Here is a 10,728-nt window from a genome sequence, read left to right as displayed (position 1 = left end):
TCTCGGAGGTGTATTCTCTAACTATTTCAATATATAACGTCCATTCATTTATAAATATGGTTTTGGGGCAGTCCATAACCATTTTCCATAAGTGGATTGGGAGTTAAGAGGACATCATCCATGCCCCTTGGCGGGTCACTTTTTACACCGCAACCGCTCCTGGATCTTGACGGCCTCGGCGTAAACGCTGCGCCGGGGAAGCCCGTATTTCTTGGCGATGGCCTGGGATAGGGCCGCAATACCTGCGTTTGGCTCACTTAGGCCCGCTTCGATCTCCTCGCGGATTTGCTCGATGGCCGGGGCGGCCGCCTCCGCGCCCGCGCCGCTCACCAGCAGGGTGCACTCGCCCTTGAGCGCCGGGCGCTGGGCCAGGGTCTGGGAAATTTCGGAAAGGCAGCCGCAGACAAATTCCTCGTGGATCTTGGTCAGCTCGCGGGCCAGCACCGCCCGGCGGTCCCCCAGGGCGTCCCGCAGGGCCTGCAGCAGCGTGAGCAGCCGCCGCGGGGATTCGTAGAAGATCAGGGTGGCCCGCTGGGCGGCGAGAGCGGCCAGGTCGCGCTTCAGGGCGCCCTGTTTGCGGGGCGGAAAGCCCACGAAGAGGAAGGCGTCGGTGGGCAGGCCGGCGGCGCTCAGGGCCGTGACGGCCGCCGAAGGCCCCGGAATCGGCACCACCGAAAACCCTGCTGCCCGCGCCGCCTGCACCAGCCGGTAGCCGGGGTCGGAGACGCCGGGGGTCCCGGCATCGGAGACCAGGGCGACCGTCTTGCCCTCCCGCAGGGCGGCCAGCAACTGCGCCACCCGCTCCGCTTCGTTGTGCTCGTGGCAGGAGATCAGGCGGCCGGCGGGGAGAGCGTGGCGGTCCAGCAGACGTTTGGTGTGGCGGGTGTCCTCGGCGGCGATGAGGTCCACCGCGGCGAGGGTTTTGAGGGCCCTTATGGTGATGTCGTCCAGGTTGCCGATGGGGGTTGCGACAACGTAGAGCATCCCGGCCGGCAGGGGCTCGTCGGGGTCATTCGTAGGCGAGTTCGAAGGCATTTTTGACGATCTCGATCCGCTCGGACTGCCCGGCGGTGGTGATGGCCACCACGTCGAAGCGGGCCCGCAAGGACATCCCTTTGCGGGTCTTGAGGTAGTACAGGGCCGCCATGGATATTTTTTTCTGCTTGCGGGGGGTGACCGACTGCTTGGGGCTCCCGTAGCCGTATGTGCGCCGGGCCTTGACCTCGACAAACACCAGGGTCTGGCCGTCCTGGGCGATGATGTCGATCTCGCCGGCGGGGGTGCGGTAATTCTGCTCCAGGATCCGGTAGCCGCTCTTTTTCAAATGCCGGACGGCAAGGGCTTCGGATTTCTGCCCGTACTGCTGGCGGGGGTTCAGCATGGGGCGCCCTCCCGCCGGGGGCCGGCGGCCTGAGGCCTCGCGGCCGCCTTCATGGCCCCCAGCCGGGTTGGGTTAACGCCCCGGAAAAGGGCCCAACGCCGTTGAAACTGCGTCTGTGAATAGGGCAGCAGCCGAACTGCCGCAGGGCGTCGCGGTGGGCCCGGGTGGGGTAGCCCTTGTGGCGGGAGAAGCCGTACTGGGGGTAGTCTTCGTGGTAGCGGGCCATCAGATGGTCCCGGCTGACCTTGGCGACGATCGAGGCCGCCGCAATGGAGGCGCTCAGCCCGTCGCCCTTGGGGATGGGTGTTTGGGGCAGTTCGGCCGGAATCCCGAACGGGCCGTCGATCAGGAGCCAGTCCGGGCGGGGCCGGAGATTGGCGACGGCCATGGCCATGGCCCGCAGGGAGGCCTGCAGGATGTTGACGCGGTCGATCTCGATGGCATCCACGATCCCGATCCCGACGGCCACGGCGCGGGCGTAGATCTCCGCAAAGAGGCTTTCGCGCTTGCGGGGGCTGAGGGTCTTGGAGTCGGCCAGACCGTCGATGGGGGCGTCGCGGTCCAGAATCACCGCGGCCGAAACCACCGGGCCGGCCAGGGGACCCCGGCCGGCCTCGTCGACCCCGGCAATGCGGTCGTGCCCGCGGTCGTAAACGCCGCGTTCGAACTTCCAGAGAGCGGCGGCGTCGGCGGGCGCGGTCATGATCCGCCCTAGTTCAGACGCCGTTCGCGGATCCGGGCGGCCTTGCCCCGGAGGTTGCGCAGGTAGTAGATCTTGGCGCGCCGCACCCGCCCCCGGGTAACCACCTCAATCTTGTCGATGATCGGCGAGTGCAGCGGAAAGATCCGCTCCACCCCGATGCCGTAGGACACCTTGCGGACGGTGAAAGACGCGTTGATCCCGCCCTTGCGCTTGCTGATGACCACGCCTTGGAAGACCTGGATGCGCTCCTTTTCACCTTCCTTGATTTTAACGTGCACCTTGACCGTGTCGCCCGCGGCAAAGGCCGGCAGGTCGAGGCGGATCAGTTCTCTTTCCAGTTCCTTGATTGGTTCCATGGTCGTCTCCCAGATGAGTTCGTCCCAACGGGTGGATCCCTGATCGGGACCGTCGGTTAATCGGTTTCCAAATCTTCCTTGGCCCGGCAGGCCAGCAGGCGATCCAGAATCACCGCCGCCGCCGCCCGGACCGAAAGGTGGTTGTATAAGCTGGGCCCTTCAACCGGCTCCAGCACCGTATCGGCCGCTTCGAACACCGATGGCGCGAGACCCCAGGCCGTCCCCAAAACCAGCACGTGCGGGCTTCCCCCCGAAAGCTGCCTGCGCAAATCGCCGAAGCCGATGCTGCCGGGTCGGCGGCGGGCGGCGGTGGCCACCGTCCGCGGGCGCTCTCCCGCCTCCCGGCCGATCTCGGCCAGGGCCTGCTCGAGGCTGTCGGCCAGCCGGATCAGCGCCAGGGCCTCCCGGCGTTTGGGGTTGTGGCACCCGCCGGGGCCCTCCAGCCAGTGGGCCGTGATCCGCCGCACCAGGTGCTGCTGGTCGGCCAGCGGCGTGGTGACGTAAAACCCTTTGACACCGTATGTTTTGGCGACCCGGGCGATGTCGTGCAGGTCCAGGTTGGTCACCGCCGCGGCGATCGTATCGCCGTCTTTATTGACCACCGGGTGGTGCACCAGCGCCACGTAGAGATTGGGCATCGATGATCTTTCCCACCGTATGCTGCCAGCGCTTGAGAATCGCGATCTCCTCGGCCGTGCAGTCCCGCCCGGCGAGCAGATCCGGACGCTTCAGGACCGTGCGCACCAGGGAAGCCTCCAGCCGCCAGCGGCGGATTTCCTCGTGATTGCCCGAGAGCAGGACCGCCGGGACCGGCTCGCCCTCGAACTCCGAGGGCCGGGTGAAGTGGCCGTGCTCCAGCAGGTCCCCGGAGAAAGAGTCTTTGTCCGCGGACTCGACCCCTCCCAGAACACCCGGAATCAGGCGCGCCACCGCATCGATGACCACCATCGCGGCCAGTTCCCCGCCGGTCAGGACGTAGTCGCCGATGGAAATCTCGTAATCGATGAAGCGGCCGCAGATGCGCTCATCGACCCCTTCGTAGCGCCCGCAGACCAGGGTGAGACCCTCGCCGGCGGCCAGCTCCTGGGCCAGCCGCTGGGTGAACGGGCGCCCCTGGGGGGTCAGCAGCACCGTCGGGGCATTCGGGGCCCTGCCTTTGGCGGCGCGGATGGCGGCGGCCAGCGGCTCGGGCTTCATCACCATGCCGCAGCCCCCGCCATAAGGCCGGTCATCGGTTACCCGGTGCCGGCCTTTGGCAAACGCGCGAATATCGATACAATCGATGCTGATTTTATGCTGCTCGATGGCTCTGCGGATAACACCATGCCCGCATAAGGCCCCCACCATATCCGGAAAAATCGTTAAAACGGCAAACTGCATGGCGCCCTGTCATAGCCCTTCCAGCAGGCGCACCCGCATGACGCCGGTATCCAGATCGATCTCCCGAATCACCGAGGCGATGGCCGGCAGCAGGATCTCCGTGCGTTCGCCTTCGGGATTGCGGACCACATAGACGTCGTTGCTGCCGGTCTGAAAAACGGCGGCCACCTTTCCGACGTATTGGTCTTTCTCCGTGAGAACACGCAGACCGATCAGCTCGTACCAAAAAAAGGCCCCGTCCTGGGGTTCGGCCAGCAGGCACCTCTGGATATAAAGCGCCGCCCCCCGCAGGGCCTCGGCCTGGCCGCGGGAGTCGACGCCCTCGAGGGCCATCAACAGCCCCTGCCCATGGGGCTGCACCGATTTGACCCGGCACACGGTTTTGGCGCCGCGCACCGGCTTGACCGCCAGGGTCAGATTGGGCGCGAACAACGCGTCGCTCTCGGCGTAGGAGCGCACCTTGAGGTTGCCACGGATTCCGTGGACGCCGACGATTTCACCGATCAGAATCTCGCCGGCGTCGGCCATGTTGAACGGGCTACTCAATGATCTCAAGAACGGTCCGCTTTTTGACCTTGGCGGAAGCGGCGCTTAAAATGGTTCGCATGGCACGGGCCGTCCGCCCCTGTTTGCCGATCACCTTGCCGAGATCCTCTTTGGCCACCTTGAGTTCCAGGACCGAGGTCTGATTTCCCTCTACTTCTGCAACGGAGACTTCTTCGGGATGGTCAACCAGTGCCTGAGCGATGTACTTGATGAGCTCTTTCATAGCGCCGCCTCCTTTTGGTCTGCGAATTAGAGGAAATGTGGCCTGAAGAGCAGCCCAATTTTATAGAGGATTAGCAAAAATCCCTTCTTTTTTCAAAAGGTTTTTTACCGTTGGGGTGGGAATCGCCCCCTGGCTCATCCAGTACTGGACGCGCTCGTTTTTGAAGGTCACCTGGGCCGGGTCCGGCAGAGGGTTGTAGGTGCCCACGACCTCCAGGAAGCGACCGTCGCGCCGGGCTTCGGAATTGGCGACCACAATACGGTAAAAAGGCTTCTTTTTGGCGCCGTGTCTGGCCAATCTGATCTTTACTGGCATTTAATTTCTCCTTAGAACGGCAGCATTCCACGCCCCAGATTGCGCAGGCCGCCTTTGTTGATTTGCTTCATCATCTTCATGACTTGGCTGTAGTTTTTGAGCAATTGGTTGACGTCCTGTACCCGGGTGCCGCTGCCCATGGCGATCCGTTTGCGCCGGCTGCCGTTGATGATCGTGTGCTGCAGCCGCTCCTGGGCGGTCATCGAATTGATGATCGCCTCGATCCTCACCAGCTCGCGGTCGTCCACCTGGAGATTCTTGAACTGCTTGCTTTTGCTGATCCCGGGGATCATGCCCAACAGGTCTTTGACGGAGCCCATCTTGCGGATCTGGACCATCTGGTCGCGAAAGTCCTCCAGGGTGAACTGGTTCTTGCGCAGCTTCTTCTCGAGCTCGGCCGCCTTTTTTTCATCGACCACCGCCTGGGCCTTCTCGATGAAGGTCAGCAGGTCCCCCATTCCCAGGATGCTGGAGGCCAGGCGTTCGGGGTGAAAGGCCTCGAGTTGGGCGAGCTTTTCGCCGACGCCGACGAACTTGATCGGCTTGCCGGTGATCGCCTTGATGGAGAGCGCGGCCCCGCCGCGGGCATCGCCGTCCAGCTTGGTGAGCACCACGCCGCCGATATCCAGCGCGCGGTCGAAGGATTCGGCGATGTTGACCGCGTCCTGGCCGGTCATGGCATCGGCCACGAGCAGGATATCGGAAGGGGTTGCGGCCGCTTTGATCCGGCGCAGCTCTTCCATCAGGACATCGTCCACGTGCAGGCGCCCGGCGGTGTCCAGCAGCAGGGTGTCGCACCCGGCCTGGTGCGCGGCCGTGCGGGCCTCCCGGCAGATATCCACCGGGTCCATGTCGGTCTGTGACGGGAACACCGGCACCGACAGCTGCGCCCCCAGCCGCTGCAGCTGCTCGATGGCCGCCGGCCGGTAGACATCCGCCGGCACGAGGTAGGGCTTGCGGCCGCCTTTACGCAAAAAAACGGCCAGTTTCCCGGCCGTAGTGGTCTTTCCCGAGCCCTGCAGGCCCACCAGCATGACGGCAGCCGGCGGGGAGCCTTCCAGGCTCAGCTCCTGGTGCCGCCCGCCCATCAGGGCGGTGAGCTCCTCGTTGACGATCTTGACCACCTGCTGGCCGGGTGTCAGGCTGGCCAGCACCTCCTGGCCCAGGGCCCTGCCCCTTATATCGGAAATAAATTTTTTTACAACTTTGTAATGCACGTCGGCTTCCAGAAGCGCCATCCGGACCTCGCGCAGGCCGTCCTCGATGTTCTTCTCGGTCAGCTTGCCGTGGCCTTTGAGCTTCTTGAAGACCGTGTTGAGTTTATCGCTCAGGCTATCCAGCATGAAACCCCGCCCCGACCCCCGATCAATTGGGATCCCCTATTCAGGAAACAATAAAATGTTGAAAATAGTATGATGGTCGTGTTATGTCAAGCAAAATAACCGTTTAGCGCCGACCGCAAGGCCCCTTCCGCCCTCTCCCCGGGCGACCGCTGCGCGCCCCCCCACAGGACACCATGCAGGCCATCGACCCGAGAGCCAACATCATCGATTTTTCACGCCGGGAGATCGCCGACTGGCTGGCGGCACGAAAGATTGCAGCCTACCGCGCCAGCCAGATCTTCCAGTGGGTCCACCTGCGCCAGTGCGATGATTTCGACGAGATGACGGACCTCTCCAAAGCCATTCGCCAGGAGCTCGCGACCCATTTCCGCATCAGCCGGCTGCAGCTTGAACAGGTGGAAACCTCCGCCGACGGCTCCCGCAAATCCCTCTACCGGCTGGAGGACGGCGCGCACATCGAAAGCGTCCTGATCCCGGAAAAGGACCACTACACCCTGTGCATCTCCAGCCAGGTGGGCTGCGCCCAGGGCTGTCAGTTCTGCCTGACCGCCCGCGGCGGACTGGAGAGAAACCTCAGCCGCGGGGAAATCATCGCGCAGGTCCGGGACGCGCTGCACGACCTGCGGGACGACCGCGCCACGGCCCGGGGCCTGACCAATATCGTCTTCATGGGGATGGGCGAGCCGCTGGACAACTACGACAACCTCATCGGGGCGATCGAAACCCTGACCGACAACGATTTCGGGCTGCGCTTTGCCAGCCGCCGGGTCACCGTCTCCACCGCCGGGCTGGTGCCGCGCCTGGCGGACCTGGGCCGCGATACCCGGGTCAACCTGGCGGTCTCCCTGAACGCCACCGAAAACCAGACCCGCAGCCGGTTGATGCCCATCAACCGCCGCTACCCGCTGGAGGAGCTGATGGCCGCCTGCGCCCGCTATCCGCTTTCACCCGGGCGCATGATCACCTTCGAGTACATCCTGATGGAGGGGATCAACGACAGCCCGGCCGATGCCCGCCGCCTAGCCCGCCTGCTGCGCCCGATCCGCGCCAAAATCAATCTGATCCCCTTCAACCAAAATCCCTTCAGCCGCCTGCGGCGGCCGTCGCCGGAGGCCATCGAAGCCTTCCGCGAACTGCTCTGCGACGCCCACTACACGGCCCTGGTGCGCCACAGCAAAGGCCAGGACATCTCCGCCGCCTGCGGCCAGCTAAGGGCTGAGGGCCCCGGAAAAAAATAATCCCGCATCTGGCTGGTCTTTTGGCCCGCCACCGGCGTTACACCCGCCGGCACATATCTCGATATGCGCCGACGGATGCGCCTTGATGACGAACCAAAATCCGGCGCCATCTTGAGGGATTATTTATTGCCGCGACCCTAAATCAACAAACGCTTGAAATCGGTCGGCGGCAGCGCGATGACCTGCAGCACCTCCCGGCCGCCGGGGCCGACCACCTCGGCCGCGACCGCCTGGACCATCTTGGGCGCCTTGCTGTAGCCGGCGCAGATCGTGGCGGCCAGCATGACCGCCGCCGGTTTGCCGCCGTGGGGCATCAGGGCCAGCGGGCCGGGATAATCCCGGATCTTGACCTGGATGTCGACGGCCGGGTCGCAGCAGCCCAGAATGGCCTCGTTTTCCGCCCGGGAGCGCCCCACGACGACCTTGGCGTCGGGATCCAGGCGGAAGTGGCGCCCGTATTTGAGCAGCTCAAGCTCCCTTTCGGCCGGGAGATCCCGCTGGGCGAGCAGATCCCGCAGCCGCCGGCTGTAATTCTTGTCGGTCAGCAGACAGCCGCCGGCGGGCGCCGGGTAGTCGGTCACACCGAATTCGCGCGCCAGCCGTATCTGTTCCTTGCGGCCCCGGCCCGCAATGCCCAACAGCCCCGCGCGCGCCACCCAGCCCCGCTTTTCGGGAATGGTCTCGGGCAGCCTCTGGGCACTCAGGGGCCGCAGGATATAGCCGTCGAAGCCGGAGTGCTTCTCCACATAGCGCAGCGACTGGCGGGTCTGGGACATGGGCCGCTGGCCGAGGACCTCGCCGCTGAAGAGAAAGTCGGCGCCTTCGGCCCGCATCATCTCGCCGGCCAGCCGGAACATCAGGGTGTGGCAGTCCATGCAGGGGTTCATGTGGCGCCCGTAGCCGACGGGCGGGTTTTTGAGCATCTCCAGGTAGACCGCCGTGATGGGGCGGACCGTCAGCGGCACCTCGATCATGCGGGCTGCCTGGCGGGCCTTGGCGGCCGAAAAAAAAGGGGTCTCGAAGGCCACCCAGGCCACCGCGATCCCCTGACGGCGCAACACCAGGGCGGAGAGGATGCTGTCCAGGCCCCCGGAGCTAAGCCCCAGGGCGCGCACGTTTCCCTTTTCTGGCTTCATGGCGTGGCAACGCCCCCTGTGGGTGTAGTGGGGTTAGGGTCGCGGCAATAAATAATTCCACAATATTGCGCCGGATTTTGGTTCGCCACCAAGGCACATTCGCCGGTGCATATCGGGATATGTGCCGGCGGATGTAACGCCGGTAACGGGCCAAAAGACAAGCAAGATGTGGAATTATTTCTTGCCGAGGCCCTTAAGATCCCCTATCGGCCAAGACGCGCTCTAAGGCGGCTCGTCGCAGGCGGCCTGACGGGACGTCCCGTCAGGCCGCCTGCAGGGCATAGAGCTGCCGGATCTCCCGGGCCCAACGGCCGTCGTCCGGGGTCTCCAGGATCAGCGGGCAATTGAAGCGCGGGTCGTTCATGATAAACCGGAATACCGTCCACCCCAGGCCCCCCTCGCCCAGGCCGGCGTGGCGATCCACCCGGCTGCCGACCCCCTTCTTGGCGTCGTTGAGGTGCATCCCCCGCAGAAAGCCAAAGCCGATTGAGGCGTCGAAGGCCGCAAAGGCCTCCCGGCAGCCCGCCTCGGTGGTCAGGTCGTAGCCGGCGGCATGGGCGTGGCAGGTGTCCAGGCAGACCCCCACCCGGCTTTGGTCGGCCACCCGGGCGATGATCTCAGCCAGCTGCTCGAAACGATAGCCGAGCTGGCTTCCCTGCCCGGCGGTGTTTTCGATCACCGCCGTGACCCCGGGGGTCTCCTCCAGGGCCAGGTTGATGGACTCGGCGATCCGCTGGATGCACTCCCGCTCGGTGATTTGCTTCAGGTGGCTTCCGGGGTGGAAATTGAGCGCGGTCAGCCCCAACTGCCGGCAGCGCGCCATCTCGTCCTGAAACCCCGCCCGCGACTTGGCCAGGCCGGCCGTCTCGGGGTGCCCCAGATTGATAAGATAGCCCGCGTGGGGCAGAATATCCTCCGGCCGATAGCCCTTGTCGCGGCAGTTGTCGCGGAAGCGCCGGATGTTTTCGGCGCTCAGCGGCTTGGCCTGCCAGCGGCGCTGGTTCTTGGTGAACATCGCAAACGCCCGGGCGCCGATGGCGGCCGCGTTGAGGGGCGCATTTTCCACGCCGCCGGCGATGCTGACGTGGGCGCCGACCCGTTTCGGGGGCACCGGGTTTCTTTTCCCCATCCTGGCCTCGCTCGGGTTTAAGGCAAAACGGCCGTCTTTTATCCGGATAACACAGCCGCCGGCCGCCTGACAAGCCGCAGGGATTGCATATTGACAGACCACGAGGCGATCTTCTATAGCTGGGAGCAGTTCAATTGCCTGCAAAAGGAGCCGCCACATGGAAAAACCTGAAAACCAATCGCCGTGGGTGTGGGTGTTTGTCCAGGACCCCGGCGGCAACGAGCAGTTTCTGGGTCAGCACTACCCGGAGGACGATGTTTCCTTCATCCCGGCATTCCACGAAAAAGAGGATGCCCTGCTGTGCCTCAACAGCCTGAAACGGGACCAGGGCCTGAAATACCAGCCCCAGGCCATCCGCCTCAATCACCTGACCGGCAGCGCCGCCGCCAACGGCTTCATGATCTTTATCCTGGACGGCAGCGGCCGGATTCTCGAGAAAATCACCCCCTGACGGCTGCCCCCACCAGCCCGAGGAGTCACGCCATGCCGACCGCCGCCCCACCCCCCAAGCGCCGCCTGCTGCCGGGCCTGCTGCTCGCGGCCGCCCTGCTGCTTTCCATCGGGTCCTCGGCCCCGGCCGGGGACGGGCCGCCCCGGGACGGCCGCTCCCCGGCGGTCTTCCTGGACATCAGCGAAGCGTTCTACCGCGCCCTGGAGGCCAGGGACCGCGGCGATAGGGTTCACGGCACCGAAACCACCGCCATGGCCGATGAATATCTGCGCCAGATCGCGGTTTCGACGCGCTACATGGTGGAGACCAACCTGCAGCTGCTGCGGCAGCAGGAGCACATCATCCAGCTGCTGGAAGACCGACCGGCACCCACCGCCAAGTAACGCCGCCGGGCCCCTTAAAGTTGGTGAACCGGTAAAAAGTAAAAATCAGACAGTTTCGTAGAAAGCCCAAGTTCAAGGCGCGCAAATCTCGAGGAGTGCGGCGTACTTATGTACGCCGCAGCGACCTCGAGATGCAGTGCAACG

Annotated in this window: 15 protein-coding genes; 3 read left to right on the top strand and 12 right to left on the bottom strand. The window is 64.5% G+C overall.

All coding sequences use genetic code 11. The features are described from left to right. Positions 1–135: 135 nt before the first annotated feature. Genes rsmI through ffh form a run of 10 tightly spaced genes read right to left on the bottom strand, consistent with a single transcriptional unit; the run spans position 136 to position 6,247 of the window. Complete coding sequence (gene rsmI, locus LJE63_12210; protein MCG6907368.1) at positions 136–1,035, bottom strand: 16S rRNA (cytidine(1402)-2'-O)-methyltransferase; 900 nt, start codon at positions 1,033–1,035, stop codon at positions 136–138. Then, positions 1,010–1,381 (bottom strand): YraN family protein, encoded by a 372-nt coding sequence (locus tag LJE63_12205; protein MCG6907367.1) that lies wholly within the window; start codon positions 1,379–1,381, stop codon positions 1,010–1,012. The genes rsmI and LJE63_12205 overlap by 26 nt, the downstream gene beginning before the upstream one ends. Before the next feature lie 49 nt (positions 1,382–1,430). Next, positions 1,431–2,084: a ribonuclease HII gene (locus LJE63_12200; GenBank protein ID MCG6907366.1), complete on the bottom strand. Its 654-nt coding sequence runs from the start codon at positions 2,082–2,084 to the stop codon at positions 1,431–1,433. 8 nt (positions 2,085–2,092) lie between these two features. Beyond that, positions 2,093–2,440, bottom strand: coding sequence for a 50S ribosomal protein L19 (rplS, locus tag LJE63_12195; GenBank protein MCG6907365.1), 348 nt, complete (start codon positions 2,438–2,440; stop codon positions 2,093–2,095). A gap of 56 nt (positions 2,441–2,496) precedes the next feature. Continuing rightward, the gene (locus LJE63_12190) at positions 2,497–3,078 is read right to left on the bottom strand and encodes an RNA methyltransferase (protein ID MCG6907364.1); all 582 of its coding nucleotides are present in this window, start codon (positions 3,076–3,078) and stop codon (positions 2,497–2,499) included. Then, complete coding sequence (trmD, locus tag LJE63_12185; protein MCG6907363.1) at positions 3,032–3,820, bottom strand: tRNA (guanosine(37)-N1)-methyltransferase TrmD; 789 nt, start codon at positions 3,818–3,820, stop codon at positions 3,032–3,034. Before trmD ends, LJE63_12190 begins: the two co-directional genes overlap by 47 nt. Positions 3,821–3,829: 9 nt before the next feature. Continuing rightward, positions 3,830–4,375 carry a ribosome maturation factor RimM gene (gene rimM / locus LJE63_12180; GenBank protein ID MCG6907362.1) on the bottom strand — a complete coding sequence of 182 codons (546 nt, stop codon included), beginning with the start codon at positions 4,373–4,375 and terminating at the stop codon, positions 3,830–3,832. After that, complete coding sequence (locus tag LJE63_12175; protein MCG6907361.1) at positions 4,359–4,589, bottom strand: KH domain-containing protein; 231 nt, start codon at positions 4,587–4,589, stop codon at positions 4,359–4,361. Before LJE63_12175 ends, rimM begins: the two co-directional genes overlap by 17 nt. Before the next feature lie 60 nt (positions 4,590–4,649). Then, positions 4,650–4,904, bottom strand: coding sequence for a 30S ribosomal protein S16 (rpsP, locus tag LJE63_12170; GenBank protein ID MCG6907360.1), 255 nt, complete (start codon positions 4,902–4,904; stop codon positions 4,650–4,652). 11 nt (positions 4,905–4,915) lie between these two features. Continuing rightward, entirely contained in the window at positions 4,916–6,247 is a 1,332-nt protein-coding gene (gene ffh, locus LJE63_12165; GenBank protein ID MCG6907359.1) for a signal recognition particle protein, read from the bottom strand. A gap of 173 nt (positions 6,248–6,420) precedes the next feature. Here ffh and rlmN point away from each other — a divergent pair, with 173 nt between their 5' ends. Further along, complete coding sequence (rlmN, locus tag LJE63_12160; GenBank protein MCG6907358.1) at positions 6,421–7,485, top strand: 23S rRNA (adenine(2503)-C(2))-methyltransferase RlmN; 1,065 nt, start codon at positions 6,421–6,423, stop codon at positions 7,483–7,485. A 137-nt stretch (positions 7,486–7,622) separates the two neighbouring features. On the opposite strand, the gene LJE63_12155 is transcribed toward rlmN, so the two are convergent. Both LJE63_12155 and nfo read right to left on the bottom strand, forming a co-directional pair. Continuing rightward, positions 7,623–8,621, bottom strand: coding sequence for a tRNA 4-thiouridine(8) synthase ThiI (locus LJE63_12155; GenBank protein ID MCG6907357.1), 999 nt, complete (start codon positions 8,619–8,621; stop codon positions 7,623–7,625). Positions 8,622–8,883: 262 nt separating this feature from the next. Continuing rightward, positions 8,884–9,732, bottom strand: a complete 849-nt coding sequence (gene nfo, locus LJE63_12150) for a deoxyribonuclease IV (GenBank protein MCG6907356.1) — start codon at positions 9,730–9,732, stop codon at positions 8,884–8,886. Positions 9,733–9,907: 175 nt separating this feature from the next. On the opposite strand from nfo, the gene LJE63_12145 reads away from it, so the two are divergent. Continuing rightward, positions 9,908–10,201, top strand: a complete 294-nt coding sequence (locus tag LJE63_12145; protein ID MCG6907355.1) for a hypothetical protein — start codon at positions 9,908–9,910, stop codon at positions 10,199–10,201. Between the two features lie 32 nt (positions 10,202–10,233). Next, positions 10,234–10,584, top strand: a complete 351-nt coding sequence (locus LJE63_12140) for a hypothetical protein (GenBank protein MCG6907354.1) — start codon at positions 10,234–10,236, stop codon at positions 10,582–10,584. Positions 10,585–10,728: the final 144 nt, after the last annotated feature.

It is taken from the genome of Desulfobacteraceae bacterium (assembly GCA_022340425.1).
In the GTDB taxonomy this organism is placed as follows: domain Bacteria; phylum Desulfobacterota; class Desulfobacteria; order Desulfobacterales; family JAABRJ01; genus JAABRJ01.
The sequence above is the reverse complement of the archived record's forward strand: the minus strand, read 5'-3'. Positions and strand labels throughout refer to the sequence as shown.